Origin of the sequence: Sphingomonas koreensis (assembly GCF_002797435.1) — a bacterium.
Taxonomy (GTDB): domain Bacteria; phylum Pseudomonadota; class Alphaproteobacteria; order Sphingomonadales; family Sphingomonadaceae; genus Sphingomonas; species Sphingomonas koreensis.
This window is the reverse complement of the sequence record NZ_PGEN01000001.1, coordinates 131,047-155,605: the sequence shown is the minus strand read 5'-3', so window position 1 is coordinate 155,605 and position 24,559 is coordinate 131,047. Positions and strand designations below refer to the sequence as shown.

Annotated in this window: 30 protein-coding genes and 1 tRNA gene; 17 read left to right on the top strand and 14 right to left on the bottom strand. The window is 65.2% G+C overall.

Translation table 11 applies throughout. The annotated features are described in order from the left end of the window. Window positions 1–2 precede the first annotated feature (2 nt). Window positions 3–1,334 (bottom strand): 3-phosphoshikimate 1-carboxyvinyltransferase, encoded by a 1,332-nt coding sequence (gene aroA / locus BDW16_RS00820; protein WP_066575156.1) that lies wholly within the window; start codon window positions 1,332–1,334, stop codon window positions 3–5. Window positions 1,335–1,442: 108 nt separating this feature from the next. Between aroA and BDW16_RS00815 the strand changes: the two genes are divergently transcribed. The 3 genes from BDW16_RS00815 (at window position 1,443) to BDW16_RS21435 (ending at window position 2,248) form a co-directional block, all read left to right on the top strand. After that, on the top strand, window positions 1,443–1,760 hold the full coding sequence (locus tag BDW16_RS00815; protein WP_066575153.1) for a TIGR02300 family protein: 318 nt from the start codon (window positions 1,443–1,445) through the stop codon (window positions 1,758–1,760). A gap of 88 nt (window positions 1,761–1,848) precedes the next feature. Then, window positions 1,849–1,924, top strand: a tRNA-Ala gene (locus BDW16_RS00810). A gap of 156 nt (window positions 1,925–2,080) precedes the next feature. Continuing rightward, window positions 2,081–2,248, top strand: a complete 168-nt coding sequence (locus tag BDW16_RS21435; protein ID WP_164513723.1) for a hypothetical protein — start codon at window positions 2,081–2,083, stop codon at window positions 2,246–2,248. Window positions 2,249–2,264: 16 nt separating this feature from the next. Here BDW16_RS21435 and BDW16_RS00805 read toward each other — a convergent pair whose 3' ends face one another. Next, window positions 2,265–3,560, bottom strand: a complete 1,296-nt coding sequence (locus BDW16_RS00805) for an MFS transporter (RefSeq protein WP_066575151.1) — start codon at window positions 3,558–3,560, stop codon at window positions 2,265–2,267. 158 nt (window positions 3,561–3,718) lie between these two features. On the opposite strand from BDW16_RS00805, the gene pgsA reads away from it, so the two are divergent. Genes pgsA through BDW16_RS00790 form a run of 3 tightly spaced genes read left to right on the top strand, consistent with a single transcriptional unit; the run spans window position 3,719 to window position 4,979 of the window. Beyond that, window positions 3,719–4,273 (top strand): CDP-diacylglycerol--glycerol-3-phosphate 3-phosphatidyltransferase, encoded by a 555-nt coding sequence (gene pgsA, locus BDW16_RS00800; protein ID WP_066575149.1) that lies wholly within the window; start codon window positions 3,719–3,721, stop codon window positions 4,271–4,273. Further along, complete coding sequence (moaD, locus tag BDW16_RS00795) at window positions 4,273–4,524, top strand: molybdopterin converting factor subunit 1 (RefSeq protein WP_066575146.1); 252 nt, start codon at window positions 4,273–4,275, stop codon at window positions 4,522–4,524. Before pgsA ends, moaD begins: the two co-directional genes overlap by 1 nt. Further along, window positions 4,521–4,979 carry a molybdenum cofactor biosynthesis protein MoaE gene (locus BDW16_RS00790; RefSeq protein WP_066575144.1) on the top strand — a complete coding sequence of 153 codons (459 nt, stop codon included), beginning with the start codon at window positions 4,521–4,523 and terminating at the stop codon, window positions 4,977–4,979. The genes moaD and BDW16_RS00790 overlap by 4 nt, the downstream gene beginning before the upstream one ends. Here the strand turns inward: BDW16_RS00790 and BDW16_RS00785 are convergent. Together BDW16_RS00785 and BDW16_RS00780 are read right to left on the bottom strand one after the other, a co-directional pair. Then, window positions 4,934–5,869: a hydrogen peroxide-inducible genes activator gene (locus BDW16_RS00785; RefSeq protein WP_066575141.1), complete on the bottom strand. Its 936-nt coding sequence runs from the start codon at window positions 5,867–5,869 to the stop codon at window positions 4,934–4,936. The genes BDW16_RS00790 and BDW16_RS00785 overlap by 46 nt on opposite strands. A gap of 108 nt (window positions 5,870–5,977) precedes the next feature. Next, complete coding sequence (locus tag BDW16_RS00780) at window positions 5,978–6,721, bottom strand: SDR family oxidoreductase (RefSeq protein ID WP_066575140.1); 744 nt, start codon at window positions 6,719–6,721, stop codon at window positions 5,978–5,980. Between the two features lie 98 nt (window positions 6,722–6,819). Here BDW16_RS00780 and BDW16_RS00775 point away from each other — a divergent pair, with 98 nt between their 5' ends. Further along, the gene (locus BDW16_RS00775) at window positions 6,820–7,719 is read left to right on the top strand and encodes an AraC family transcriptional regulator (RefSeq protein WP_066575138.1); all 900 of its coding nucleotides are present in this window, start codon (window positions 6,820–6,822) and stop codon (window positions 7,717–7,719) included. Between the two features lie 9 nt (window positions 7,720–7,728). Here the strand turns inward: BDW16_RS00775 and ahpF are convergent, their stop codons facing one another. The 3 genes from ahpF to BDW16_RS00760 all read right to left on the bottom strand — a co-directional run bounded on the left by ahpF (window position 7,729) and on the right by BDW16_RS00760 (window position 10,884). Next, the gene (gene ahpF / locus BDW16_RS00770; RefSeq protein ID WP_066575135.1) at window positions 7,729–9,306 is read right to left on the bottom strand and encodes an alkyl hydroperoxide reductase subunit F; all 1,578 of its coding nucleotides are present in this window, start codon (window positions 9,304–9,306) and stop codon (window positions 7,729–7,731) included. 112 nt (window positions 9,307–9,418) lie between these two features. After that, on the bottom strand, window positions 9,419–9,982 hold the full coding sequence (gene ahpC / locus BDW16_RS00765) for an alkyl hydroperoxide reductase subunit C (RefSeq protein ID WP_066575133.1): 564 nt from the start codon (window positions 9,980–9,982) through the stop codon (window positions 9,419–9,421). 137 nt (window positions 9,983–10,119) lie between these two features. Beyond that, the gene (locus BDW16_RS00760; RefSeq protein ID WP_066575131.1) at window positions 10,120–10,884 is read right to left on the bottom strand and encodes a sulfite exporter TauE/SafE family protein; all 765 of its coding nucleotides are present in this window, start codon (window positions 10,882–10,884) and stop codon (window positions 10,120–10,122) included. 173 nt (window positions 10,885–11,057) lie between these two features. Between BDW16_RS00760 and epsC the strand changes: the two genes are divergently transcribed. Continuing rightward, the gene (gene epsC, locus BDW16_RS00755; protein ID WP_066575124.1) at window positions 11,058–11,756 is read left to right on the top strand and encodes a serine O-acetyltransferase EpsC; all 699 of its coding nucleotides are present in this window, start codon (window positions 11,058–11,060) and stop codon (window positions 11,754–11,756) included. Continuing rightward, the gene (locus BDW16_RS00750) at window positions 11,753–12,094 is read left to right on the top strand and encodes a DUF2794 domain-containing protein (protein ID WP_174532038.1); all 342 of its coding nucleotides are present in this window, start codon (window positions 11,753–11,755) and stop codon (window positions 12,092–12,094) included. The genes epsC and BDW16_RS00750 overlap by 4 nt, the downstream gene beginning before the upstream one ends. A 2-nt stretch (window positions 12,095–12,096) precedes the next feature. Here the strand turns inward: BDW16_RS00750 and BDW16_RS00745 are convergent, their stop codons facing one another. After that, window positions 12,097–12,372 (bottom strand): acylphosphatase, encoded by a 276-nt coding sequence (locus BDW16_RS00745; RefSeq protein WP_066575122.1) that lies wholly within the window; start codon window positions 12,370–12,372, stop codon window positions 12,097–12,099. 139 nt (window positions 12,373–12,511) lie between these two features. On the opposite strand from BDW16_RS00745, the gene BDW16_RS00740 reads away from it, so the two are divergent. After that, window positions 12,512–13,288 (top strand): polyphosphate kinase 2 family protein, encoded by a 777-nt coding sequence (locus BDW16_RS00740; protein WP_066575119.1) that lies wholly within the window; start codon window positions 12,512–12,514, stop codon window positions 13,286–13,288. Here the strand turns inward: BDW16_RS00740 and BDW16_RS00735 are convergent. Next, window positions 13,285–13,914, bottom strand: a complete 630-nt coding sequence (locus BDW16_RS00735) for a carbonic anhydrase (protein WP_066575117.1) — start codon at window positions 13,912–13,914, stop codon at window positions 13,285–13,287. The genes BDW16_RS00740 and BDW16_RS00735 overlap by 4 nt on opposite strands. 65 nt (window positions 13,915–13,979) lie before the next feature. Here BDW16_RS00735 and lipA point away from each other — a divergent pair, with 65 nt between their 5' ends. After that, window positions 13,980–14,918, top strand: a complete 939-nt coding sequence (lipA, locus tag BDW16_RS00730) for a lipoyl synthase (RefSeq protein WP_066575703.1) — start codon at window positions 13,980–13,982, stop codon at window positions 14,916–14,918. After that, on the top strand, window positions 14,918–15,412 hold the full coding sequence (locus BDW16_RS00725; RefSeq protein ID WP_066575115.1) for a type II toxin-antitoxin system RatA family toxin: 495 nt from the start codon (window positions 14,918–14,920) through the stop codon (window positions 15,410–15,412). The genes lipA and BDW16_RS00725 overlap by 1 nt, the downstream gene beginning before the upstream one ends. On the opposite strand, the gene BDW16_RS00720 is transcribed toward BDW16_RS00725, so the two are convergent. From BDW16_RS00720 to BDW16_RS00700, 5 genes are all read right to left on the bottom strand, one after another. Beyond that, the gene (locus tag BDW16_RS00720; protein WP_066575701.1) at window positions 15,340–15,876 is read right to left on the bottom strand and encodes a CinA family protein; all 537 of its coding nucleotides are present in this window, start codon (window positions 15,874–15,876) and stop codon (window positions 15,340–15,342) included. The genes BDW16_RS00725 and BDW16_RS00720 overlap by 73 nt on opposite strands. Next, entirely contained in the window at window positions 15,873–16,403 is a 531-nt protein-coding gene (locus BDW16_RS00715; RefSeq protein ID WP_075152049.1) for a hypothetical protein, read from the bottom strand. The genes BDW16_RS00720 and BDW16_RS00715 overlap by 4 nt, the downstream gene beginning before the upstream one ends. A gap of 4 nt (window positions 16,404–16,407) precedes the next feature. Continuing rightward, window positions 16,408–17,559 (bottom strand): bifunctional 2-C-methyl-D-erythritol 4-phosphate cytidylyltransferase/2-C-methyl-D-erythritol 2,4-cyclodiphosphate synthase, encoded by a 1,152-nt coding sequence (locus tag BDW16_RS00710; protein WP_066575108.1) that lies wholly within the window; start codon window positions 17,557–17,559, stop codon window positions 16,408–16,410. 243 nt (window positions 17,560–17,802) lie between these two features. Beyond that, window positions 17,803–18,159 carry a VanZ family protein gene (locus tag BDW16_RS00705; RefSeq protein ID WP_066575106.1) on the bottom strand — a complete coding sequence of 119 codons (357 nt, stop codon included), beginning with the start codon at window positions 18,157–18,159 and terminating at the stop codon, window positions 17,803–17,805. 212 nt (window positions 18,160–18,371) lie between these two features. Beyond that, entirely contained in the window at window positions 18,372–19,571 is a 1,200-nt protein-coding gene (locus tag BDW16_RS00700; protein WP_066575104.1) for an MFS transporter, read from the bottom strand. 137 nt (window positions 19,572–19,708) lie between these two features. Here BDW16_RS00700 and BDW16_RS00695 point away from each other — a divergent pair, with 137 nt between their 5' ends. From BDW16_RS00695 to ntrC, 5 genes are read left to right on the top strand one after another with little or no spacing between them, the layout of a single operon-like run. Then, window positions 19,709–20,593 (top strand): LysR family transcriptional regulator, encoded by an 885-nt coding sequence (locus BDW16_RS00695; protein ID WP_066575102.1) that lies wholly within the window; start codon window positions 19,709–19,711, stop codon window positions 20,591–20,593. A 55-nt stretch (window positions 20,594–20,648) separates the two neighbouring features. After that, window positions 20,649–21,674 carry a tRNA dihydrouridine synthase DusB gene (gene dusB, locus BDW16_RS00690; protein ID WP_066575099.1) on the top strand — a complete coding sequence of 342 codons (1,026 nt, stop codon included), beginning with the start codon at window positions 20,649–20,651 and terminating at the stop codon, window positions 21,672–21,674. Beyond that, window positions 21,650–22,762, top strand: a complete 1,113-nt coding sequence (locus BDW16_RS00685) for a two-component system sensor histidine kinase NtrB (protein ID WP_066575096.1) — start codon at window positions 21,650–21,652, stop codon at window positions 22,760–22,762. The genes dusB and BDW16_RS00685 overlap by 25 nt, the downstream gene beginning before the upstream one ends. Window positions 22,763–22,764: 2 nt before the next feature. Continuing rightward, window positions 22,765–23,016 carry a CBU_0592 family membrane protein gene (locus BDW16_RS00680; RefSeq protein ID WP_066575093.1) on the top strand — a complete coding sequence of 84 codons (252 nt, stop codon included), beginning with the start codon at window positions 22,765–22,767 and terminating at the stop codon, window positions 23,014–23,016. After that, window positions 23,013–24,458: a nitrogen regulation protein NR(I) gene (gene ntrC, locus BDW16_RS00675; protein ID WP_066575091.1), complete on the top strand. Its 1,446-nt coding sequence runs from the start codon at window positions 23,013–23,015 to the stop codon at window positions 24,456–24,458. Before BDW16_RS00680 ends, ntrC begins: the two co-directional genes overlap by 4 nt. The last annotated feature ends 101 nt before the right edge of the window (window positions 24,459–24,559 follow it).

Here is a 24,559-nt window from a genome sequence, read left to right as displayed (position 1 = left end):
GTTCAGGTCCGGCCAGTCAGTGAATCGAGAGTTGAGAAGAAGCCGGGATAGCTGGTGGCAACCGGCGATACATCGTCGATGCTCACATCGGCTTTCGCGCCGAGTCCAGCCACGGCCATGCTCATCGCGATGCGGTGATCCAGTTTCGAGGCGACCGGAGCACCGCCCGCGATCGGCCCGCCGCCGGTACCTGTAATGGCGAGGCCATCCTCAAACTCTTCGAGCGGAACGCCATTGGGCGCAAGCGCGGCAACCATCGCGGCAATACGGTCCGATTCCTTGACGCGAAGCTCTTCGGCGCCACGCGCGATCGTCCGGCCTACAGCGAAGGCAGCGGCAACGAACAGCACCGGATACTCGTCGATCATGCTGGGCGCGAGATCATGGGGCACCTCGATCGCGCTCAGCGGTGCGTGCCGGACACGCAGATCCGCAACCGGCTCGCCCCCTACGATACGCGGGTTCACTTCGGTTATGTCGGCGCCCATCATCCGCAATGCGGTGATGAGGCCGATGCGGGTCGGGTTGAGCCCGACATTGGCGACGGTGATGTCCGATCCGGGCACGATCGAAGCGGCGACCATCCAGAAGGCGGCCGAGGAAGGGTCGCCGGGGACGGTGATCTGCTGAGGCTTGAACTCGGCTTCACCATGGATCGAGATGATCCGGCCCTGCGGCGTTTCCTCGACGGTCAGATTCGCGCCGAATCCGGCGAGCATCCGCTCGCTATGGTCGCGCGTCAGAACCGGCTCGATCACGCGGGTGATGCCCGGGGTGTTGAGGCCGGCGAGCAGTACCGCCGACTTGACCTGCGCGGAGGCCACCGGAAGCGTATATTCGATCGGAACCGCAGGGCAGAGGCCGCGCATGGTGAGCGGGAGGCGACCGCCCGGGCTGGACGTGAAGTCGGCGCCCATGCGCGAAAGCGGGTCGATGACACGTCCCATCGGCCGCTTCGACAGCGAGGCGTCGCCGGTGAAGGTTGCGGTGATCGGGTGACTGGCGACGAGGCCCATCAGCAGGCGCGTGGACGTGCCCGAATTCCCCATTTCGAGCGCAGTTTCGGGCTGGAGCAGCCCGCCGACGCCGACGCCCCAGACATGCCACACGCCATCGCCATCGCGCTCGATCTTCGCGCCCATCGCGCGCATCGCAGCGGCAGTGGCAAGGACATCCTCACCCTCCAGCAGCCCTTCGATCCGGCTTTCGCCGACAGCGAGGCCCGCAAACATCAGCGAGCGATGGCTGATCGACTTGTCGCCCGGGACGGTAAGAGTGCCTCGCAGCGGGCCGCGGGCGGAAATGGCGAGGGGGAGGGGAGGTGCACTGCTCATCGGCGGCGGCTTTGACAGGGGGCTTGCGCTATGGCAAGGCGCCCGCCACTTCAAACGGGGATAGTAATCCTCGCCACCCTGGAAATCGAGAAAAGGCAAGAGCGGCACATGGTGAAGCCGGAATGGGGCACAAAGCGGACCTGCCCGAAATGCGCGACGCGCTTTTATGACCTGACCAAGGACGAGCCGGTCACCTGCATCAGCTGCGGCTTTGCATGGGAGCCGGAACCGATCCTGAAGTCCAAGCAGCCGCTGCCGTTCGAGGTGGTGAAGGGCGAGGTCGACAAGAAGAAGGACGATGCAGATCTTGGCGACGAGGATCTGGACGTCGATGAGGACGCCGAGGGCTCGCCCGACGATGATGTCGATCTGGGCGGCGACGACGATCTGGGCGTCGATACCGGCGATGACGACGACGAAACCTGATCGGAATCGCTAAAAATCGGGAAAGTGAAAAAACCCGGTTGCAAAGCGTGCGATGGCTGCTAGAGGCCATCGCCTTCCCGGAACGGATGGGGCCGTAGCTCAGCTGGGAGAGCGTCGCAATGGCATTGCGAAGGTCAGGGGTTCGATCCCCCTCGGCTCCACCAACCGCTTCAAAAGCGGGAAGAAAACAGGGCGCATGCATCATCGGATGCGGCGCCCTTTTTCGTTGCGTACAACGCCGGCACGCGTCCCCAAACAGGACAGGGGTTAACTACCCTTGATGCGGGACAGAATCGTAAACGGCGGGTTAACTGTCGGATATGGATCGCCTGCAGTATCTCGCCGAGCCGGACCGCCGGCACCCGTTCCGCACCGCGTTGCCTGCTGTTCGCCGGAACGTGCGCAAGCGCGAGGACGAAAGCGACCTCAAGCTGTTCCTGTTGAGCTACGCGGCGTTCTTCATCTGCTTCTACACCTTCTTCATCTGAAGGCGGCCATCAGGGCCTAGTCGCAGGCGCGATGCAGCTTCTGGGCGATCCAGGCCGAGATCAGGCACATCCCCGCAACCACCAGCAGCATATCCTCCGACGAGATGCCTGCTGCCGACAGCGCGAGCACGAACAGCGAGCCGAACACCATCGCGCCCGCGTTGACGATATTGTTCGCGGCGACGGTGCGCGCGGTCTGGTCCTTGGTCACGGTGGTCGTCAGGAACGCATAGAGCGGCACCACGAACATGCCCCCGGTGATTGCGATCGCGGTAAGGGTGGCGATGACGATCCACGCCTGACGCTGCAGGACGAAGCTGGAGAAGTCGTAGAGCGCCCCGGGTGCCGCAGGGATCCACAGCCGGACTTCGATCGAGAAGAGCACCACGATGACCGCCATCGCGATGACCGAGATCGGCGAGTATTTCGCCGAAACCTTCCCCTTGAGCATCGCGTTGATGACCATCGATCCGATCGCGACGCCGACGGAGAATACGGCAACCAGCAACGAAGATACACGCGCGTCAGCCGTAAGGACGTTCTTCACCAGCGGCGGGAAGATGATGATCAGCACCGATCCGATCGTCCAGAAGAAGCTGATCGCGCAGATCGACAGATAGAGGCGGGGAATGTGCATCGTCGCGGCAATCAGGCGCCAGGACGAGGTGAACGGGTTGAAGTTGATCTTGAGCTTGGGCCCGACCCGCGGCGCGGCAGGAACCATGCGGCCGGTGATCCAGCCGATGACCGCTACCACCAGCACCAGCGCCGCCGCGATCCGCATGTCGTGCGCGACCCAGCCGGCGGTGACGGTGCCGAGCAGGATCGATAGGTAGGTCGCCGCCTCCACCATACCGGTGCCCCCCAGCACCTCTTCATCCTTCAAGTGCTGAGGCAGGATCGCGTACTTGATCGGGCCGAAAAAGGTGGAATGCGCGCCAAGGCCGAGCACTGCCCCCAGCATCATGCCGAGGCCGGTGAACGCATAGCCCGCCTGCGCGACCAGCATGCCTGCGCCGCCGAACAGCATCAGGCCGATCTCCGCGGTCTTCACCCAGCGGATGATCGACGCCTTGTCATGCGTATCGGCAAGCTGACCGGCGAGCGCCGACAACATGAAGAACGGGATCAGGCTGATCCCCGTCGCGAGCGCATTGAACTGGAACTCGACCGCCGGATCGCTGAAGATCTGGTAGGTGGCGAACAGGACCATCGCGGTCTTGAACAGATTGTCGTTATAGGCCCCCAGAAACTGCGTGACGAACAGGGGCAGAAACCGGCGCTCCTTGAGCAATCCGAGCGCGTTGTGCATGCGTTGGCGGGCCTTCGTCCGACTGAAACTGTTGCGGGCATAGCCGCGCGGGCGGCGTGGCGGCAACCGCTATCGGCGTCCCGTGACAAACGGGTGGCATATCGCGAAGGATGGCGGCGGGGGATGATTGCGCGGACATGCGGTGCTAGAGCGGAACGATGCTGACGCTGCCCAATGTCCTGACGCTATCGCGAATCGTCACCGTGCCGTTGCTGGTGTTCTTCCTGTGGTGGCGCGACTGGCAGACCGGCTATGCGCTCGGGTTCGCGACCTACTGCCTGATGGGAATCACCGATTATTTCGACGGCTATCTCGCACGCTCGCGCGGGACGGTGTCGAAGCTCGGCATCTTCCTCGATCCGATAGCCGACAAGATCATGGTCGCTGCGGTAATCCTGATGCTGTGTGCCAAGGGGATCATCGCCGACCTGCATGTCATCGCCGCGCTGGTCATCCTGCTGCGCGAGATCGCGGTTTCGGGGCTGCGCGAGTTTCTGGGCGGCATCCAGGTATCGGTACCGGTTTCGGCGCTGGCCAAATGGAAGACCGCGCTGCAACTGGCGTCGCTCGGCGGGTTGGTGCTTGCCGGCGCGGTACCGGGATCGCTCTGGGTATATGACGTAAGCCTGGCCATGCTGTGGGGCGCTGCCGTGCTCACGCTGATCACCGGTTGGGACTATCTGCGCGTCGGCCTCAAACACATGGATAGTTGATGCAACTGCTCTACTTCGCCTGGGTACGCGAGCGCATCGGCGTCGGCGAGGAGAGGGTCGAGCCGCCCGAAGCAGTGCGGACGGTGGCCGATCTGGCAGACTGGCTTGGCGGGCGAAGTGCGGGCCATGCCGAGGCACTTGGCGATCTCGGCAAGTTGCGTGCGGCGGTGGATCAGCGCTTCGTGCCGCTCGACAGCGAGCTAGGGTCGGCGAAGGAGGTCGCCTTCTTCCCGCCGGTGACGGGCGGATGATCCGCGTTTCGGTCGATCATGCGCCCATCGATATCGGCACCGAAATGGCCGGGATCGAGGAGACCGGCGCCGGGGCGGTGGCAAGTTTCACCGGTATCGTCCGAGCCGATGACGGCGTGACGGCGATGGAGCTGGAACATTATCCCGGGATGACCGAAGCGGTGCTTTGCGACCTGGCCGAGCAGGCGATGGCGCGCTGGGGATTGCTCTCTGCAGTGATCGTGCATCGCGTCGGGCAGATGGTGCCCGGCGATCGCGTGGTTCTGGTCGCGACGGCCGCCACGCACCGGCGCCAAGCGCTGGATGCCTGCGCGTTTCTGATCGACCGGCTCAAGACGGACGCACCGTTCTGGAAGCGCGAGGCACGGGGGGAAGCATCGCGCTGGGTCGAGGCGCGGGCGAGTGACGATCAGGCTGCGGCGCGCTGGACCGGTCCGGACGATAACCCCGACTGAGCCAGCACTTCGGCGAGCAGCCGGAAATCGCGCTCGCGCGGCGAGGCCTTGCGCCACACCAGCGCAATGCGGCGGGACGGGTTTTCGGCCTGAAGCGGCCGCGCGGTGACCTGCGTATGATCGAGGATGCCTGCATCCAGCGCCATTTCGGGCAGCATGGTCACGCCAAGGCCGTTATCGACCATCTGCACCATCGTGTGGAGCGAAGTACCGAGCATCGTCGCCTCGGCCCGCAGTTCCGGCCGGTTGCACGCGGCGAGCGCATGATCCTTGAGGCAGTGACCATCCTCGAGCAACAGCAGCCGGGTCTCGTCGATTTCGCCCGGCGTCACCGATTTGTGGTCCGGCTCATATTCGCCCTCGGGGAAGGCGACGAACAACCGGTCGTCGAACAGCGGCGCCGTCTCGACATCGCCGCAGGCATAGGGAAGGGCAAGCAGCACGCAATCGGTGCGGCCGGTATGCAGGCTTTCGCACGCTGCGCCGCTCGGCTCCTCGCGCAGGAACAGTTTGAGGTCGGGATAATCGGCGCGCAGGCGCGGGAGGATGCGCGGGAGCAGGAAAGGGGCGATGGTCGGGATGACGCTCATTCGCATCTCGCCGGAAAGGGGCCGGCCGGCGGCGCGGGCAAGGTCTGCGAGTTCCTCGGCCTCACGCAGCACGCGGCGGGCCTTGTCGACGATCCGCTCGCCCAGGGGCGTGAAGCGGACGACGCGGCGAGTGCGCTCGACCAGCACGACGCCGATCAACGTTTCCAGCTCGCGCAGACCGGCAGACAGCGTCGATTGGGTGACGTAGCTGGCTTCAGCTGCGCGCCCGAAATGGCCGTGATCCTTGAGCGCGACCAGATATTGAAGCTGTTTGAGCGTAGGGAGGTAAGTCTGCGCCATTGATCGTCCTGAACGATGAATGGCGCAGATATAAGTGCCACGAGCGATTATAAAAGACTGGAATGGCGCCGGATTTGATACTCGATTTCAGAATCGGGTGCCATCGACTTAGCCCGCTTGCGCCAGCGCGACCGCATCCGGTCCGGCAGGAAAGCTGAGTTGATTGTTCTCGTCATGAACCGCCCGCCACACACCATCGGCGACATCAGCGGCTGTCGTGGTCTGGCCAGGCGAGGCGAATGCACTCAGAATGGGTTGGGCGAAGGGCATATATGCAGGCGGGATCGCTTCATCGATCGTCACATCGGTGTTCCGGGTGAAGCGCGTGTCCGGGCCATAGCCCGGCTGGATCAGCGCTACGCGCACACCAAAGGCACCAAGCTCGTGCGCGAGCGAGCCGGTGAAGCCCTCGATCGCGGTCTTGCTTGCGGTGTAGACCGACACGAGTGGCATCGGCGCCAGAGCCACGCTGGACGTCACATTGACGATGACGCCCGAGCCGCGGGCGCGAAAGGCCGGGATCACCGCCTGGGTCATGGCCATCACGCCGAAGGTGTTGGTCTCGAAGATCGCACGCGCCTTCGCCATCGTCGTCGCTTCGAGCGCGCCGATCAGGCCGATCCCGGCATTGTTCACCAACACGTCGATCGGGCCAGCGGCTTCGAGCGCTGCCGCGATACTCTCGGGCTTGGTCACGTCCAGCGCAAGGATGCGCAGGCGATCCGAAACCGGTAGGATGCCCTCGCGCGGGGTACGCATCGTGGCGATGACGTTCCAGCCCATGGCGAGGAAATGGCGTGCCGTTTCGAGGCCATAGCCGGAGGAACAGCCAGTGATGAGGATGGTCTTCATGATCGTCTTCCTTGCGATTGTCGGTAGCCAGGAAATGCCGGAAGCAATCAGGACTATCTACGATTGATGATCCGTATTTAATTAGCTAACGTCCAGATATGCATGATCCGCTATCTCAAGTCATCGCCCTGCTCCGGCCACAGGGCGTTTCGTCCAAGCTGATCAGCGCGGCCGGGCGCTGGGGCGTGCGTTACGGAGACTATGGCGCGCCAAGCTTCTGTACGGTGATCGAGGGCGCGTGCCGGCTTGCGGTCGAGGGGCAAGAGCCGGTGACGCTGCAGGCCGGGGACTTCGTGTTGATGCCAGCGACGCCGGGGTTCGTCCTCTCGGGCTTCGACCCGGTTGTCCCGGCCTTCGTCGATCCAAAGGAGGCGCCGCCGGCGGAGGATGAGGTGCGGCATGGCGACAGGGAAGGCGACCCCGATGTTCGCCTGCTCGGTGGGTTCTTCCTGTTCGGATCACCCGATACGTCGCTGCTCGTCTCGCTGTTGCCGGCGCTTGTCCACCTTCGCGATGCCGAGCGGCTGTCGGTGCTCGTCCGGTTGGTCGCGGAGGAGAGCAGATCGGTCCAGCCCGGTCGCGACTTGGTGTTGGAGCGCCTGGTCGAGATCCTGCTGATCGAGGCATTGCGCACGACGCAGCGGGATGGGCCGCCACCGGGGTTGCTGCGGGGGTTGAGCGACCGCAGGCTCGCGGAGGCGATGCGCCGAATGCATGCCGATCCGGCGCGTCCCTGGACCGTCGAGCAGCTCGCGCGCGATGCGGCAATGTCGCGGTCCGCCTTCTTCGAGCGCTTCACCGGCGCAGTGGGGGTGCCGCCGATGGAGTATCTGCTGGCGTGGCGGATGGCGCTGGCCAAGGACCTGCTGCGCCGCCGCGACGTTCCGCTGGCAGAAGTCGCCGAGCGCGTCGGCTATGGTTCGGCCAGCACCTTCAGCACGGCGTTCAGCCGCCATGTGGGACAGCCGCCCGGACGCTATGCCCGGGCGGCCGCCTGATGCCGCGCTTCAGGCCGCGGCGGCCTCGATCTCCTCCGCGGGCAGGCGGATGAGATAGTCGAAGGCGGAGAGGGCGGCAGTCGAGCCGGCGCCCATCGCAATGACGATCTGCTTGTACGGCACCGTGGTGGCGTCACCCGCGGCGAAGATGCCCGGCTGGCTGGTCTCGCCGCGCGCGTCGATCTCGATCTCGCCGCGCGGGGTGAGGGCAATCGCGTCCTTGAGCCATTCGGTGTTGGGCACCAGTCCGATCTGGACGAAGATGCCCTCCAGCTCGATGTCATGCTCCTCACCGCTGTTGCGGTCCTTGTAGGTCAGGCCGGTAACCTTCTCCGCGCCGCTAACGCGGGTGGTGAGCGCCGAGGTGATGATCCTGACGTTGGGAAGGCTGGCAAGCTTGCGCTGAAGCACCGCGTCAGCGCGCAGCTGGCTGTCATATTCGATCAGCGTGACGTGCGCGACGATGCCGGCAAGGTCAATCGCCGCCTCGACACCCGAATTGCCGCCGCCGATCACTGCGACACGCTTCCCCTTGAACAGCGGGCCGTCGCAATGCGGGCAGTAAGCCACGCCCTTGTTGCGGTACTCGTTTTCGCCCGGCACGCCCATCTGGCGCCAACGCGCGCCGGTCGAGAGGATCACGGTCTTGGCCTTCAGCGTCGCGCCATTGGCCAGCACGACCTCATGCAACCCGCCTTCATGCGACGCCGGGATCAGTTTCTCGGCGCGCTGGAGGTTCATGATATCGACCTCATTCTCCTTGACGTGGCTCTCGAGCTGCGCGGCGAGCTTGGGGCCTTCGGTGTAAGGAACGGAGATGAAGTTCTCGATGCCCATCGTGTCGAGCACCTGGCCGCCGAAGCGCTCGGCAGCGACACCGACGCGAAGGCCCTTGCGCGCGGTGTAGATGGCCGAGGCCGCCCCGGCGGGGCCACCGCCGACCACGAGCACGTCGAACGGCTCCTTCGCCTCGAGCTTTGCTGCCGCCTTGGCATCGGCGCCGCTATCGAGCTTGGCGACGATCTGTTCGAGTTCCATGCGGCCCGAGCCGAACGGCTCGCCGTTGAGGAAGACGGTGGGGACGGCAAGGACCTGACGCGCGTCGACCTCAGCCTTGAACAGCGCGCCGTCGATCGCGACGTGGCTGATCTGGGGGTTGAGCACCGCCATCAGGTTCAGCGCCTGAACCACATCCGGGCAGTTCTGGCACGACAGCGAGAAATAAGTCTCGAAATGCAGTTCGCCCTCAAGTCCCTTGACCTGCTCGATCACGTCCTGCGCCGCCTTGGACGGGTGACCGCCGACCTGGAGCAAAGCGAGGACCAGGCTGGTGAACTCGTGCCCCATCGGGATGCCGGCGAAGCGCACACCGATATCGGTGCCGGCGCGGCGGATCATGAAGCTCGGCTTGCGCTTGTCGTCTGCGCGAACGAGCGCAATCTTCCCGGAGAGGTCCGCGATCTCGGTGAGCAGGGTCTCGAGCTCGCGCGACTTGGCGTCGTCGCCCAGGCTGGCGACGAGTTCGATCGGCTCGCGAATGTTCACCAGATAGCCTTCAAGCTGCTGCTTGAGATGTGCGTCGAGCATCGGAAACTCCTGAAACTGGAAACAATACGGCCCGGGGCTACGGGAAGTCAGCCCCGGGCCGCTTGGGCGCCCGCACAGGGGGAGAGGGACGGGCGCTTAGGTCTTCTTCGGCTTAAATCTTGCCGACGAGGTCGAGCGACGGGGCCAGAGTGCTTTCACCCTCTTCCCACTTTGCCGGGCAGACTTCACCCGGGTGCGCTGCAACATACTGCGCTGCCTTGATCTTGCGCAGCAGCTCCTGCGCGTTGCGGCCGACGCCCTCGCTGGTGATCTCGACGATCTGGATCACGCCTTCCGGATCGATCACGAACGTGCCGCGGTCGGCAAGGCCCTGACCCTCACGCAGCACGTCGAAATTGCTCGACAGCGTGTGGTTCTGGTCGCCCAGCATATAGTAGTTGATCTTGCCGATCGCGGGCGAGGTATCGTGCCATGCCTTGTGGCTGAAATGCGTGTCGGTCGACACCGAATATACCTCGACGCCCATCTTCTGCAGGGTCGGATAGACGTCGGCGAGGTCCTCCAGCTCGGTCGGGCAGACGAAGGTGAAGTCCGCCGGGTAGAAGAAGAAGACGGCCCACTTGCCGCGCACGTCGGCGTCGGTGACGTCGACGAACTTGCCTTCCTTGAAGGCGGTCGCAGTGAACGGCTTGAGCGAGCTTCCGATGAGGGCCATGTTCTGGTTTCTCCGTTATGATGCAATGCAACTTGTGCGACGCCGCATATAGGTTGCAGTGCAACGGAGATGAAACAGGAAGTCTCGCTTGGATTGATCGAGACAGTCACTCAATCAATCAACATTGATCGAACAGTTCAAGTCAGCGCGCGATAGACGCTGTAGCTGCTGGTGACTGTCAGGACGACGCCGACGAGGATCAGCAGCGTCTTGGTGGGTACGCGCTTGGCGAGCAGGGCGCCGAACGGTGCGGCGAGGACGCCGCCGACGAGCAGGCCGACGACAGCCTCGGTGAAGGCTGACAGGCCAAGATGGAAGATGAAGGTGATCGACACCGACAGAGTCAGGAAAAACTCGACGCTGTTGACCGTTCCGATCGTGTAGCGTGGCTGCGTGCCCTGGATCAGCAGGTTGCTGGTGACGACCGGACCCCAGCCGCCGCCGCCCGCCGCGTCGAGAAAGCCGCCGGCAAGGCCAAGGGGTTCGACGATCTTCGGCTCGCGATGATGGCGGGTCGGAAAGCTGATGCCTCGCCACAGCAGATAGATGCCGATCAGCGCAAGATAGCCCATCACGAACGGCCGTGTGATCGAGGCGTCGAGTGAGGTGAGCAGATACGCACCGGTGACGCCGCCGATGATGCCGGGGACGAGCAAGCGGAAGAACAGCTTCCAATTCACATTCTTATGAATCGCGTGACTGATGCCCGAAACGCCGGTGGTGAAGCACTCGGCCAGATGGACACCGGCCGAAGCGGTCGCGGGCGGAACGCCGAGCACGCTGACCAACAGCGTGCTGGATATGACGCCGAAGGCCATGCCCAGCGCGCCATCCACGATCTGCGCGGCGAATCCAACGGCAATGAAGGGAAGAAGTGCCTGGAAGTCGATCGCTTCGAACATCAAATCCCTTTCGCCCTGACTGCCGGTAGTTGTTGCAGGCGCGCCCGGTTTGGCGGCGAGGTTCAATCCCTACAAGATACATCGTGTTTAGACAGGACAAGCGGGCAACGCGTCAAACTGGAAAATGCCCCCGGCCTCGCCTAAATACCTCTCAGTACAAAAGGGGCCTGTTCATGTTCGGTGGTCTGGGAGCCTATCTGGATTCGATTCGCGCGCGGGATCCCGCGCCGCGGAGCCGTGCGGAGATTCTTCTCTATCCTGGCGTCTGGGCGCTTTTCTGGCACCGCGTCGCGCACCGGTTGTACAGGGCGAACCTGTTCTTCCTCGCCCGTTTCGTGAATCACACATCGCGCTGGCTGACCGGAATCGACATCCATCCGGGCGCAAGGATCGGCCGTAACTTCTTCATCGACCATGGTTTCGTGGTGATCGGCGAGACGGCGGAGATCGGCAACGATGTCACCATCTATCAGTGCGTGACGCTCGGTGGCACCAGTCCCGACAATGGCGTTGCGGGCAAACGGCATCCCACGCTGATGGACGGCGTCATCATTGGCTCGGGCGCGCAGGTGCTTGGTCCGATCACGGTCAACCCGCGTGCGCGTATCGGCGCAAATGCGGTAGTCACGAAGGATGTGCCCGAGGGAGCCGTAATGGTCGGCATCCCCGCCAAGGCGACCCTGGTCGAAGCGGACAAGTGGCAGAAGGACTTCGTGCCTTACGGCACACCGTGCAGCGAGCTTTACGACCCCGCAACGCAGAAGCTGGAAATCATGCGCTGCGAACTGGAGGCGATGCGCAAGCGGGTCGATGAACTGCTCGCCGAACGTGAAACCGGCAGCCGCACCGGGAAGCAGCGCGACCGGGCGTGAGCGCGATCGTCACGCCATTTCCGCTCAAGGCACCCGACCAGGTCGGGTTCGAGCGGCTTGAGCTCACCCGGATCCTGGATCTGTACGGACGAATGGTGGCGGCTGGGCATTGGCGCGACTATGCGATCCAATTCGGTCGAGACGCCGCCGTCTTTGCTGCGTTCCGCCGTGCCGCCGAGCGCCCCGAATTTCGAGTCGAGAAACGCCCGTCGCTGCGCAATCGGCAGGGTATGTGGGCGCTGGTCAACGAAAGCGGCGCGGTGCTCAAGCGCGGGCACGAACTCGGCCCCGTGCTTGCGCCAGTCGAACGAAGGCTGATGAAGCTGGTCGATGAATAGCCCTAAGCGGTGAACCGCTTTGTGAAGCCCTTCACATTGCCGGCTTCCGCCGGCATCGCATCGACCTTGGCGACATTGGCCATTGCAGGTCCCTCACGGCAACGATCGACGAAGGTGTCGAGCGCCATGTCCTCGCCATCCGCCAGAATTTCGACCCGGCCATCCTGGAGGTTGCGGACCCATCCGATCACGCCCAGCTGGCGTGCGGTGCGAACCGCCCAGTCGCGATAGCCCACGCGCTGCACGCGCCCCTCAATTACCAAACGCTGCGCCGCCATAACTACCTATTCCCGGATACACGTGCGCGACCCCTGCGCACCCCGCTGTCATAATTCACGGATGGGGCTCATGCGAAGGCCGCTAGGGCGCAAATGCAGGGCATTTCAGCGCGCTTTCGCCGGTGTTAGGCTACCGGACATGAAAATCGACCTCAATGACTATGAAACCGGCGACAAGTTCGCAGGGGACTATGAAAAGGCGCTTGCCGATGTGCAGGCACGGCTCGAGCTGATCCAGGTCGCCCACATCATCCACAAGCGGCCGGCGATCCTGGTACTCGAGGGGTGGGACGCAGCGGGGAAGGGCGGCATCATCAAGCGCCTCACCGCACGCTGGGATCCTCGCTTCTTCGAAGTGATGCCGATCGCGGCGCCGAGCGAGAACGAACTCGCCCATCATTTCCTTTGGCGTTTCTGGAAGCGACTGCCGGCGCGAGGGCACATCGCGGTCTTCGACCGCAGCTGGTACGGCCGCGTACTCGTCGAGCGGGTCGAGGGCTATGCGAGTAAGGCCGAGTGGACGCGCGGCTATGGCGAGATCAACGATTTCGAGACGCAGCAGATCGATACGGGCGCTACGATCGTGAAGCTGTTCGTCCACATCACCCAGGAGAAGCAGGACAAGGAGCTGGCCGAACGGCTCGATGATCCGTGGAAACGCTGGAAGACCGGGCCGGACGACTATCGCAACCGGGCGAAACGCGCCGAGTATCTCGAAGCCATCGAAGATATGTTCGCAAAGACCAGCACCAAGCAGGCACCCTGGACGGTAATCGACGGTAACAGTCGCAAGGCGGGACGAATCGCGGCGCTGACGGCTATCGCCGATCAGCTTGAGGCGAAGGTGCCGATGGTGCCGCCGGCGATCGATCCGGAATTCGAGTCGATGGCACGCGCCGCCCTGGCGGCCAGCTAGGCGGGAGCGAAGCTGCCGCTTTCGTCCATGACATGCAGCACCCCGTCGGCGATGGCGAAATAGGCGCCGTGGACGGTCAGCCGGCCATCGGCTTCGCGCTCGGGAATGAACGGGAAGGTGCGCAGGTTGGCGATCGAGGTGCGGACGGTTTCCAGTTCCATCTCACGCGACGCCTCCGGCCCGTTGCCGTACTTCGCCTTGACCCGGTCGCGCGCACCATCGAGCAGGCTGACCCAGGCGTGGACGAAGCCGCCGTCTCCGGGTGCGGCGTCCTGAAACATCTCGGTCAGCGCGGCGTGCGCGCCACCGCACATACCATGTCCCATCACCACGATTTCCTCGACGTTGAGTCTGGTCACCGCGAACTCGAGCGCTGCCGAAACGCCATGCCGCCCGCCGTCATTCTCGAACGGCGGGACTAGGTTGGCGACATTGCGGACCACGAAGATTTCGCCCGGCAGCGTGTCGAAGATCTGCGCGGGTTCGACGCGGCTGTCCGAACAGGCGATCACCATGACCTTGGGCGACTGTGCCTCCGCAAGCTGCGCCCAGCGTTCGCGCTGACGGCGATAGTCGGCGCTGCGGAAACGGCGATAGCCGTCGACGAGATCGGTGAAGTGAGTCATGCGCGCTTCATTGGCGCAGGCCGTAGGGGCTGGCAAGCGGCGTGCGGGATCGCTATCTGCGCGCGATGAGCGAAATGGCACCGATCCCCGAAGCCCGTCCGGAACGTCAGCGCAAGCCCGACTGGATCCGCGTAAAGGCGCCGACCTCCGCCGGCTTTGCCGCGACTCGCGCGCTGATGCGCTCAAAGAGCCTGACGACGGTGTGCGAAGAGGCCGCCTGTCCGAACATCGGCGAGTGCTGGAGCAAGAAGCACGCGACGGTGATGATCCTGGGCGACACCTGCACCCGCGCCTGCGCCTTCTGCAACGTCAAGACAGGCATGCCGCGCGCCGTCGATCCGATGGAGCCGAACAACGTCGCCGACGCCGCGGTTCAGATGGGGCTGGAGCATATCGTCATCACCTCGGTCGATCGTGATGACTTGCCCGATGGCGGCGCGAAGCAGTTCGTCAAGGTGATCGAGGCGATCCGGAAGGCCAGCCCGACCACGACGATCGAGATCCTGACGCCCGATTTTCGCAACAAGCATGAGCAGGCGGTCGAGATGATCGTCGCGGCGCGGCCCGACGTCTACAACCACAATCTCGAGACGGTGCCGAGGTTTTATCCGACGATCCGCCCCGGCGCGCGCTACTATGCCTCGATCCGGCTGTTGGAGACGGTCAAGAAGCTCGATCCGTCGATCTTCACCAAGTCGGGCGTGATGCTCGGCCTCGGCGAAGAGCGGCTGGAGGTTCATCAGGTGATGGACGACATGCGCAGCGCCGACATCGATTTCCTGACGATGGGCCAGTATCTCCAGCCTACGCCGCGCCACGCCAAGGTGCAGGATTTCGTGACTCCGGCGGCGTTCGACGCCTATGCCGCGATCGCGCGCGCCAAGGGCTTCCTGCTCGTGGCGTCGTCGCCGCTGACCCGGTCGAGCTACCACGCCGGCGACGATTTCGCGAAGATGCGCGACGCCCGGGCCGCCAAGCTGGCGAAGGCGGCGGTTACCGCCTGATGCCGCGTCACGCCGAAACCCGGCGGCTGCCCTATACGCCGGAGCAGATGTTCGACCTGGTGGCCGATGTCGCGCGCTATGGCGAGTTCCTGCCCTGGGTCAGCGCGGTACGCGTCCGTTCGGACAGCGAGACGGAGATGGTCGCGGACCTGATCGTCGGCTTCAAGGGGCTGCGCGAGACGTTCAGCAGCCGGGTCACCAAGCAGCGGCCCGGGCATATCCGGGTCGACTATCTCGAGGGGCCGCTCAAGCACCTGCACAACGACTGGAAGTTCCGGTCGGACGGTGAGGGCGGAGTGCTGATCGATTTCGAGGTCGACTTCACCTTCAAGAGCCGGGTGTTCGAGATGCTGGCGGGGCAGGTGTTCGACCGGGCGCTGCGGATGATGATCAACGCCTTCGAACAGCGCGCCGCCGCGCTCTACGGCGATTCGTCGGCCGGGACCGCGGGCTCGCCCGGCAGCAGCAGCTCGAGCGCGCACAGCGCAGCCTGAAGGCGAACGCCGCCGCGGCCGAGATCGCCGAACTCGCGCGTATCGGCGACCACCACATCAGGATCGGCGTTTTTCTCCGCGCGGGCGAAGACGACATGGCCGACCGGCTTCTTGTCGCTCCCGCCGCCCGGGCCGGCAATGCCGGTGATCGCGACCGCCACATCGGCGTCGCTTGCCTCCAGCGCGCCCTGCGCCATGCTCCACGCCGTCGCGATCGAGACCGCGCCGAACGTCTCCAGCACGTCGCGGCTGACGCGCAGCTGCGCCATCTTGGCCTCGTTCGAATAGGTGACAAAGCCGGCGCTCATCACATCGGACGAGCCGGGAATTTCGGTGATCGCGGCGGAGACGAGGCCGCCGGTGCAGCTCTCGGCAATGGCGACCTTGCGCCCTGCGGCGCGGTTCGCATCGACGACCTTGCGCGCAGCCTCGACCAGCGCCTCGGGGAGAATCACTTCACTCATCGCGGGCGGCCCATAGGGCATATCGGCAGCCTTGGCGCGCGCTTTTCGTCATTCTGACTGAGCTGGAGCAACGCGGCGAAGACCCCGGCCAGATTGCGGGGCGGGAGCGGAGCGAGATTGGTGACGATCTTGTCGAGCCCCGGGCAATCGGCAGGCTTCACCTCCTGCGCGATCGCGGGCGCGATGATCGCGCGGACGGCCGGAATCGCGAACTGCGACTCGGCGATGAACCCGGCATCCGGCCCGAGCAGCTTGCGGATCCCGCCCTGTGCAGCGGGCATGGCAGGCGCGACCCCGGCATTGATCCGCGCCATGAAGGCAGCGCTCGGCTGACGCAGGAACGCATTGGCGGGCAGCGCGGTGCAGACGCGGCCCATCTCGCGGATCATGTCGGGCAGCATCACCTGGAACAGCGCCTCCGCCTCGTTGCCGGTCAGGCAGGGACGGGCGGACTGGCCAGAAGCGGCGGAGGACGCGGCGAGACCGGCCCAGAGCATGGCAGCGGTGGCGAGACGGGAGATACGCATAGACTTACTCCGGCAAACGGACCGTGGCGATGGCCTGTGCGGCCATGCCTTCGCCGCGGCCGGTAAAGCCGAGGCGCTCGGTGGTGGTGGCCTTGAGGCTGACCCGCGATACGGGCAGCGCAAGGATCGCGGCGATGCTGGCGCGGATCGTCTCGCGATGCGGGCCGATCTTGGGTGCCTCGCAGATGATCGTGACATCGACGAAATCGACGATCCCGCCCTGTTCGCGCACCAGTCCCGCGGCATGTTCGAGGAACTGCGCGGAGGCGGCGCCGCGCCATTTGGGGTCGCTGGGCGGGAAGTGCATGCCGATATCGCCCGCACCGATCGTGCCGAGCAGCGCATCGGTGATGGCATGGAGCGCGACATCCGCGTCGCTATGCCCCGACAGCCCCCTGTCGTGCGGGATCAGGACGCCGCCGAGCCACAATTCCTGTCCGGCCTCGAAGCGATGGACGTCGAAGCCGGTCGCGCTGCGCGAGATCATCGTGGCGGCATGACGCGCCTCCGCGGCGGCGAAATCGGCGGGGTGGGTGATCTTTTCGAGCATTGGGTCTCCGGGCACCAGCATGACGTCCTGACCCATGCGGCGGAGCATCTGGGCGTCGTCAGTAGCTTCTTCGCCTCCCGGCCAGGCGCGGTGCGCGGCGAGGATGGCATCGAAATGAAAGGCCTGCGGCGTCTGGATGCGGTTGAGACCGGCGCGGGGGACATTGTCGCCGAGCAGGGCGTCCCCCCTGGCCAGCGTGTCCGCGACGGGCAGGGCGGGGACGGCGCCCGGCGCGTGATCGAGCGCGGCGAGCAGGGCATCGATCACCGCAGCGGACAGGAAGGGGCGGGCGGCGTCGTGGATCAGCACGCGGGTGACGCTCTTGGCGTCGAGCGCTTCAAGCCCCGCGCGAACCGAGTCGCGGCGTTCGGCGCCGCCGGTCACCAGCTTCACGAAGTTCATGCAACCACCCAGTTTTTCACAGGCGTCATCTTCCTGGCCCTCGCCGACTACGAGGGTGATGTCGGTTATCGCCGGATGCAAGGATAGTGCGGTAACACTATGCATAAGCGTCGGTTTTCCGCAGAGTAGGGCGAACTGCTTCGGCACGGAACCGCCGGCGCGAGCCCCCTTTCCGGCGGCGACAATGATCGCGGCGACGGTCATGACGCGACAGCGACGCGACAGTGACGCGACACGGACGCGACGGCATTGAACCGATATGCGACAGGCGCGCGACATCGATGCGACACCGAAGCGGCGATGTCGCGACGGTCGGGCGCCACCATGGCAACCCCGGTGACGGGAAGGGCGGGAAGTGCAACGGATCGCATCCAGCCTGCCTAGCGGGGCGGGGGCGTGTAGGAAAGTTGTTAGGCCCGCAACGATTCGAGCTTTCGGCACGATGCGCTATGCGGATCTTGCCAGCATTCTACGCATGGACTCCGTCACAAACAGCATGACTGCGATCGTGGCAGCGTCCGCTTCGAAATCTGCCCAGCTGGCTTCCCGGCCAAGAGCCGGAATCATCTGCAGAAGTTCGATCGTTGCTCCGGCAAGCGTAAGGCCGCCCAGGATCAGCATCCAGTGCAGCCGGGGAAAGCCAAACCGCGCAAGAGCGGTCAGCACCGCAAAAGCAACAATATGCTGAACCTTGTCATTCGTTTCAGCGAGAAGCGCCGGCGGTTGGGGCCGGGTGGCCATGAACACAGCGAAGGCAAGGGCGGCCCAGAACAGGGCTGCAAACAAACGCGAGTTACTCAGCATGTGCGCCGCCTAGGGTGGATAGCGTTTCATGCCAAGTGGATAGAGATGGATCGAGCCGCCCTTGAGGAGCGGCTGAGCATAGAAGGACGAGCGCAGCCCAATCAGGCCGGGGCTGCGCTCGATAGAATTGCCGGGCGTTCGGATCGGCAGCCAATGGATATGGCCCACTGGGCGATCGCGATCGCGCAACGAGAGGCGTTGCCGACTCCCGCCTATCCCCGCTTGGCCGCCGGGAAGCCATGGCTACGGGCGGCCGCAGCGACTAGCAGGGTCGCGGCAAGCAGGGCGAGCACCGCGAAGGGGAAGGCCCCGACGCCGATGCCCTCCAGCAACAGCCCGCCGGCGATGCCGCCGCCCGCGACCGCGAGGTTCCAGGTGGTGACCAGCATCGACTGGGCGACGTCGGCAGCTTCGCCCGCAGTCTTGGCCGAGGCGGTCTGGAACAGCGTTGCCGCACCGCCGAATGCCAGTCCCCAGATCGCCGCAGAGGCGTAGACCACCACCGGCACCGTGCCCGCGATACCCAGCGCCACCGCCGAGAGGGCGAACAGGACGATGCTGATCAGGACCAGTTCGCGCAGCCAGCGATCGATCAGCACGCCGGTGATCCAGATGCTGGCCAGCGACGCGACGCCGAACACCAGCAGCACCGTATCGACCCGATCGGTGATCCCCGCCTGCGCCAGGAAGGGGGCGATATAGGTGTAGAGAATGTTGTGGGCGAAGACATAGGCGAAGATGACGAACAGCACCGGCCGGATGCCCGGGATGGTCAGCACCGACTTGAGCGAGAATGCCTGACCCTGCTTCTGACCCGGGAAGTCCGGCACCTTGGCGAGCACCCAGAAGACCAGCACGACGGTCAGCGCGCTCATGATGCCAAAGGTCCAGCGCCAGCCGATGAGCGTGCCGAGGAAGGTGCCCGCCGGGATACCGAGCGACAGCGCGAGCGGCGCGCCGACCATGGCGACGGCGATGGCGCGGCCCTGAAGATGCTCCGGCACCATCCGCGCAGCATAGCCCGCCGCCAATGCCCAGAGCAGGCCGGCACTGACCCCCGCGAAGAAGCGAGCGATCAGCGTGACGACGTAGTTGTCGGAGACCGCCGTCACGGTATTGACCACCGCGAACCCGCCGATGGCGAGGAGGAGCAAGGTACGGCGCCGCCAGTTCTGGGTCAGGATCGTCAACGGGATCGCCGTGAGCAGCGAGCCGACGGCATAGACGGTGACGAGCTGGCCGATCAGCGCCTCGGACTTGCCGAGGCTGGCGGCCATCTGGGGAAGGAGGCCCGAGGGCAGGATCTCGGTCAGCAGGGTGATGAAGGCCGCCATGGCAAGCGCCAGCAGGCCGGAAAGCGGCAACCGGGCCGTGGCCGGGCTGTCTGGTATCGCGATCGTCGCACTTGTCATGATCGAAACCCCTTGTCGAAACGTGTTGCAGAGCAGCAATCAGCTCGTGGGGCGGGAATTAGGCGGTTCCGAATTCGAGAAAAATAGGACATAGTGCAAAACACTTTGGCTATTTTGTCGGGCATCGGGGAAGTGCGATGGACAGTCTGGGTGCGCTTCACGCCTTTGTGCAGGCGGTCGATGCAGGGGGCTTTACCGAAGCGGGGCGGAGACTTGGCACATCGGCATCCGCGATCAGCAAGGCAGTGGCGCGGCTGGAAGACCAGCTGGGCGTGCGGCTGTTCCACCGATCGACGCGCAGCATCACGCTGACGCAGGAAGGCGCGACCTTCCTTGAGCGCGCGCGGCGCATCCTGTGCGAGTTCGAAGCGGCGCAGCTGGAGGTCACGCAGGGCCAGGCGGTGCCGCAGGGCAGGCTGCGGGTCAGCGTGCCGTCGATGAGCATGGTGCCGATGCTGCAGCTCGCGGCGTTCAAGCGCCGCTATCCCGACATCGAGCTGGAACTGGATGCGAACGACCGGGTGGTCGATGTGATCGGGGAGGGGTTCGACGCGGTGATCCGCACCGGGGAGCATGACGATTCGCGGCTGATGACGCGGACGCTCGGCCATTTCCGGCGGATGATCGTGGGGTCGCCGGACTATTTCCGCGAGGCCGGGACGCCGGAAACCCCTGCGGACCTGATCCGGCATCCCGCCTTGGTCTATCGCTACACGTCCAGCGGCAGGCTCGATCAATGGCCGCTGGCGCACGATGGCGAGCCGGTGCCGTTCGAGATGAATGTCAGCCTGGTCACCAATGCGCTGGAGGCACAGATCGGGCTGGCCGAGCTTGGGCTGGGCATCGCGTGCGTTCCGGACATCTCGGTGACGGAGCAGTTGAAGCGCGGGACGCTGGTGAGCGTCCTTGACGATTATCTCGAAAAGCGCACCAAAGTTTGCGTGATGTGGCCCAGCAGCCGCCATGCCTCGCCCAAGCTGCGTGCATTCGTCGACTTCGCCCCGAACCTGCTGCCGCGCTGAGCTTGCATCATCGCGGTTGCACCTGTAGAGGCCGCTGCCTATTTTTCAGGCACAGATGACGATGTTGAAGCCCATCCAGATCGGCCCGGTGACGGTCGAGACGCCGGTGCTGCTCGCGCCGATGACGGGGGTCACCGACCTGCCGTTCCGCCGGCTCGTGCGCCGCTACGGCTCGGGGCTCAACGTCACCGAGATGATCGCAAGCCAGGCCGCGATCCGCGAGACGCGCCAGTCGATCCAGAAGGCGGCATGGGACCCGATCGAGGAGCCGGTGTCGATGCAGCTCGTCGGCTGCACCCCCTATGAGATGGGCGAGGCGGCGAAGCTCAACGAGGATCGCGGCGCTGCGATCATCGACATCAACATGGGCTGCCCGGTGCGCAAGGTTACCAATGGCGATGCCGGGTCGGCGCTGATGCGCGTGCCGGACCTGGCGGCCAAGCTGATCGAGGCGTGCGTCAAGGCGGTGAAGGTGCCGGTGACCGTCAAGATGCGGATGGGCTGGTGCCATGACAGCCTCAACGCGCCCGAGCTGGCGCGGGTGGCCGAGGATATCGGCGCGCAGATGATCACGGTGCACGGGCGCACGCGCAACCAGATGTACAAGGGCAGCGCCGACTGGGCGTTCGTGCGCAAGGTCAAGGACGCGGTGTCGATCCCGGTGATCGTCAATGGCGACATCTGCTCGCCCGACGACGCGCGCACGGCGCTGGAGCAATCGGGCGCGGACGGGGTGATGATCGGGCGTGGCGCCTATGGCCGGCCGTGGCTGCTGCGGCAGGTGATGGACGCGCTGACCGGGCAGGGCGAGCGGGAAGACCCGAGCATCGACGAACAATATGCCCTGATCGCAGAGCATTACGCGACGATGCTCGATCATTATGGCGAGATGACCGGCGTCAATCTGATGCGCAAGCATATCGGCTGGTACACCAAGGGGCTGCACGGATCGGCCGAGTTCCGCAACAAGGTGAACCAGGAAGCCAAGGCGGCGACGGTGCTGGCGATGCTCGACGAATTCTATGCGCAGTTCCGCGGCAAGCCGTTGCACGAGCTATGGCGCCCTCAAGAAGCGGCCTGAGGCCGCCGCCGCAGGCGGGCGAACCCGACCTGACCGAGCTGTTCGGCGGGTTGCCCGTGGCCGCACTGGTGCTCGATCCGCAGGACCGGGTGGTACGAGCCAACATGGCGTGCGAACATCTGCTCAACCATAGCGAGAAGGCGATGCTGGGGCAGCGGCTGGACCGTATCGTCACGCCGCCCGAGGGGTATCTGGGGCGGCGCGACGGGCATGGCTTTGCCGCGTTCGACGTGGAGATCGAACCGACGCGATCCCCGCGGACGCGGGTGGATTTCATCGAGCAGCCGATCTCGGAACATCCCGGCTGGCGGATCGTGACGCTGCATCAGGCACCGACGTCGCGACGCCTTTCCGTCGGCGCGGACCGCAGCGCGGGCGCACGAGCGGCGGTAGGCGCCGCGGCGATGCTGGCGCACGAGATCAAGAACCCGCTTTCGGGCATTCGCGGCGCGGCGCAGCTGCTGGCGGACGACGACGGGGCCGATGGCGGCGAGGGCAGGGTCGAGCTGACCAAGCTCATCACCGACGAAGTCGATCGCATCGCCGCGCTGATCGACCGGATGCAGGATTTCACCGACACGCGCCCGCCCAAGCTGGCGCCGCACAACATCTATCCTCTGCTCGATCATGCCCGGCGCGTGGCGCTGGCCGGCTTCGCGCGCGGGATCACGATCGAGGAGCGGTTCGACCCCTCGCTTCCGCCGGTGATGATGGACAGGGATGCGTTCCAGCAGGTGGCGATGAACCTGCTCAAGAACGCTGCCGAGGCGCTCAAGGACACGCCCGATCCGAAGATCGTGCTGGTGACCCAATATCGCCATGGCGTCGCGATGCGGCCGGGCCCGGACCAGCCGCGCCGCTGGCTGCCGATCGAATTCTCGGTCAGCGACAACGGCCCGGGCGCGCCGGCGGATATCGCCAGCCATTTGTTCGAGCCGTTCGTCTCGGGCAAGCCGGAGGGCAAGGGGCTGGGGCTGCCGCTGGTCGAGAAGCTGGTACGCGACATGGGCGGGGTAGTCGAATACGCCCGCGCCGGCGATCCCGAGATGACCGTGTTCCGCGTCAACCTGCCCCGCGCGGACGGTTGACTATGGACTGGGTCGATATCGTCGGCTGGGCAGGCGCGGTGCTGGTGCTGGCGGCCTATGGCCTGGTCTCGACCAAGCGGCTCGACGGCGACAGCATCGCCTATCAGACGCTCAACGTCGCGGGCGCCGCCGGGATGCTGATCAACACCTATGTCCGCGGGGCGCTGCCCTCGGCGGCGCTCAACGTGATCTGGATCGGGGTCGGCATCTATGTGCTGGCCAGGATCGTTCTTCGAAAGCGGCAACACACATGAGCGTGACGGGCTCCATCCTGATCTGTGACGACGATGCCGCGATCCGCACGGTGGTGACGCAGGCGCTGCGCCGCGCGGGGCACCGCGTCACCGCGGCCGCGTCGCTGGGCGATCTCAAGCGCGAGATGCGCGGAGCGATGCCGGATGTGGTGGTGACCGACGTGGTCCTGCCCGACGGCAACGGCCTCGATCTGGTGGCGACGCTGACCGGCGAGTACCCCGATCTGCCCATCATCGTCCTCTCGGCGCAGAACACGCTGGCGACCGCCGTCCGCGCGACCGAGGCGGGGGCGTTCGACTATCTGCCCAAGCCGTTCGACCTCGATGCGCTGACCACCACGGTAGCGAGCGCACTGGCACGGGGGCGGCGGCTGGTGGACGATGTCGCAGCAAATGAAGATCACGCCGTCGCGTTGATCGGCCGGTCACCGGCGATGCAGGACGTGTACCGCATCATCGCACGCGTCGTCTCGAACGAGCTGACGGTGCTGATCACGGGGGAGAGCGGGACCGGCAAAGAACTGGTCGCGCAGGCGATCCACGATCTGGGACCGCGGCGGCGTGCGCCGTTCGTCGCGCTCAACATGGCCGCGATCCCGCGCGAGCTGATCGAGGCCGAGCTGTTCGGGCACGAGAAGGGCGCGTTCACCGGCGCCGCGGCGCGGGTCGCGGGCAAGTTCGAACAGGCGTCGGGCGGGACACTGTTCCTCGACGAGATCGGCGACATGCCGATGGAGGCGCAGACGCGGCTGCTGCGCGTGCTGCAGTCGGGCGAATTCACCACCGTGGGCGGAGCGCGGGCGATCCGCGCGGACGTGCGCATCGTCGCAGCGACCAACAAGGATCTGATGAGCCAGGTGGTGGCGGGAGCGTTCCGCGAAGACCTGTTCTACCGGCTCAACGTGGTGCCGATCGCATTGCCCGCGTTGAGGGAGCGGCGGCAGGACATCAAGCTGCTTGCGCGCCACTTCCTCGACCGCGCGGTCGAGGACGGACTGCCGCGCAAGGCGATCGGCGACGATGCCATCGCGACGCTCGAAGCCCATGACTGGCCGGGCAATGTCCGCGAGCTGGAAAACCTGATGCGCCGCATGGCCGCGCTCCACCGCGACGAATGGATCGATGCGGCGGCGGTGCGGACGATGCTGGGCGAGGCCGCAGCGTTGCTGCCCGCGGCGCGCGACGAAGGGATCGAGGCGGCAGTGCATGCGCGGCTGGCGCGGATCGCGGTCGAGGAACCCAAGGTGCTTGAGGACGGCACGCTCTACGACCGCATCATCGGCGAGGTCGAGCGTCCGCTGATCGAAGCGATGCTGGCACGCCACGGCCAGAACCAGCTGCGCGCGGCGCGGGCGCTGGGGATCAACCGCAACACGCTGCGCAAGCGGCTCGATACGCTGGGCATCGATGTCGGCGGATCGCGCCAGGATGATCATGCATAGAGTGGGAATTATAGTCATGCGCCGAGCGTTCCAGAATTCACGGCCGCACGTCGCAATGCCCAACCTAGAAGCGACTTAGCACTTGAACAGGTCCCTCCAAT

Excerpts from the sequence above, each read along its gene's own strand:
- aroA (WP_066575156.1), bottom strand. The coding sequence starts at position 1,334 with ATGAGCAGTGCACCTCCCCTCCCCCTCGCCATTTCCGCCCGCGGCCCG.
- BDW16_RS00815 (WP_066575153.1), top strand. The coding sequence starts at position 1,443 with ATGGTGAAGCCGGAATGGGGCACAAAGCGGACCTGCCCGAAATGCGCG.
- BDW16_RS21435 (WP_164513723.1), top strand. The coding sequence starts at position 2,081 with ATGGATCGCCTGCAGTATCTCGCCGAGCCGGACCGCCGGCACCCGTTC.
- BDW16_RS00805 (WP_066575151.1), bottom strand. The coding sequence starts at position 3,560 with ATGCACAACGCGCTCGGATTGCTCAAGGAGCGCCGGTTTCTGCCCCTG.
- pgsA (WP_066575149.1), top strand. The coding sequence starts at position 3,719 with ATGCTGACGCTGCCCAATGTCCTGACGCTATCGCGAATCGTCACCGTG.
- moaD (WP_066575146.1), top strand. The coding sequence starts at position 4,273 with ATGCAACTGCTCTACTTCGCCTGGGTACGCGAGCGCATCGGCGTCGGC.
- BDW16_RS00790 (WP_066575144.1), top strand. The coding sequence starts at position 4,521 with ATGATCCGCGTTTCGGTCGATCATGCGCCCATCGATATCGGCACCGAA.
- BDW16_RS00785 (WP_066575141.1), bottom strand. The coding sequence starts at position 5,869 with ATGGCGCAGACTTACCTCCCTACGCTCAAACAGCTTCAATATCTGGTC.
- BDW16_RS00780 (WP_066575140.1), bottom strand. The coding sequence starts at position 6,721 with ATGAAGACCATCCTCATCACTGGCTGTTCCTCCGGCTATGGCCTCGAA.
- BDW16_RS00775 (WP_066575138.1), top strand. The coding sequence starts at position 6,820 with ATGCATGATCCGCTATCTCAAGTCATCGCCCTGCTCCGGCCACAGGGC.
- ahpF (WP_066575135.1), bottom strand. The coding sequence starts at position 9,306 with ATGCTCGACGCACATCTCAAGCAGCAGCTTGAAGGCTATCTGGTGAAC.
- ahpC (WP_066575133.1), bottom strand. The coding sequence starts at position 9,982 with ATGGCCCTCATCGGAAGCTCGCTCAAGCCGTTCACTGCGACCGCCTTC.
- BDW16_RS00760 (WP_066575131.1), bottom strand. The coding sequence starts at position 10,884 with ATGTTCGAAGCGATCGACTTCCAGGCACTTCTTCCCTTCATTGCCGTT.
- epsC (WP_066575124.1), top strand. The coding sequence starts at position 11,058 with ATGTTCGGTGGTCTGGGAGCCTATCTGGATTCGATTCGCGCGCGGGAT.
- BDW16_RS00745 (WP_066575122.1), bottom strand. The coding sequence starts at position 12,372 with ATGGCGGCGCAGCGTTTGGTAATTGAGGGGCGCGTGCAGCGCGTGGGC.
- BDW16_RS00740 (WP_066575119.1), top strand. The coding sequence starts at position 12,512 with ATGAAAATCGACCTCAATGACTATGAAACCGGCGACAAGTTCGCAGGG.
- BDW16_RS00735 (WP_066575117.1), bottom strand. The coding sequence starts at position 13,914 with ATGACTCACTTCACCGATCTCGTCGACGGCTATCGCCGTTTCCGCAGC.
- lipA (WP_066575703.1), top strand. The coding sequence starts at position 13,980 with ATGAGCGAAATGGCACCGATCCCCGAAGCCCGTCCGGAACGTCAGCGC.
- BDW16_RS00725 (WP_066575115.1), top strand. The coding sequence starts at position 14,918 with ATGCCGCGTCACGCCGAAACCCGGCGGCTGCCCTATACGCCGGAGCAG.
- BDW16_RS00720 (WP_066575701.1), bottom strand. The coding sequence starts at position 15,876 with ATGAGTGAAGTGATTCTCCCCGAGGCGCTGGTCGAGGCTGCGCGCAAG.
- BDW16_RS00715 (WP_075152049.1), bottom strand. The coding sequence starts at position 16,403 with ATGCGTATCTCCCGTCTCGCCACCGCTGCCATGCTCTGGGCCGGTCTC.
- BDW16_RS00710 (WP_066575108.1), bottom strand. The coding sequence starts at position 17,559 with ATGACCGTCGCCGCGATCATTGTCGCCGCCGGAAAGGGGGCTCGCGCC.
- BDW16_RS00705 (WP_066575106.1), bottom strand. The coding sequence starts at position 18,159 with ATGCTGAGTAACTCGCGTTTGTTTGCAGCCCTGTTCTGGGCCGCCCTT.
- BDW16_RS00700 (WP_066575104.1), bottom strand. The coding sequence starts at position 19,571 with ATGACAAGTGCGACGATCGCGATACCAGACAGCCCGGCCACGGCCCGG.
- BDW16_RS00695 (WP_066575102.1), top strand. The coding sequence starts at position 19,709 with ATGGACAGTCTGGGTGCGCTTCACGCCTTTGTGCAGGCGGTCGATGCA.
- dusB (WP_066575099.1), top strand. The coding sequence starts at position 20,649 with ATGACGATGTTGAAGCCCATCCAGATCGGCCCGGTGACGGTCGAGACG.
- BDW16_RS00685 (WP_066575096.1), top strand. The coding sequence starts at position 21,650 with ATGGCGCCCTCAAGAAGCGGCCTGAGGCCGCCGCCGCAGGCGGGCGAA.
- BDW16_RS00680 (WP_066575093.1), top strand. The coding sequence starts at position 22,765 with ATGGACTGGGTCGATATCGTCGGCTGGGCAGGCGCGGTGCTGGTGCTG.
- ntrC (WP_066575091.1), top strand. The coding sequence starts at position 23,013 with ATGAGCGTGACGGGCTCCATCCTGATCTGTGACGACGATGCCGCGATC.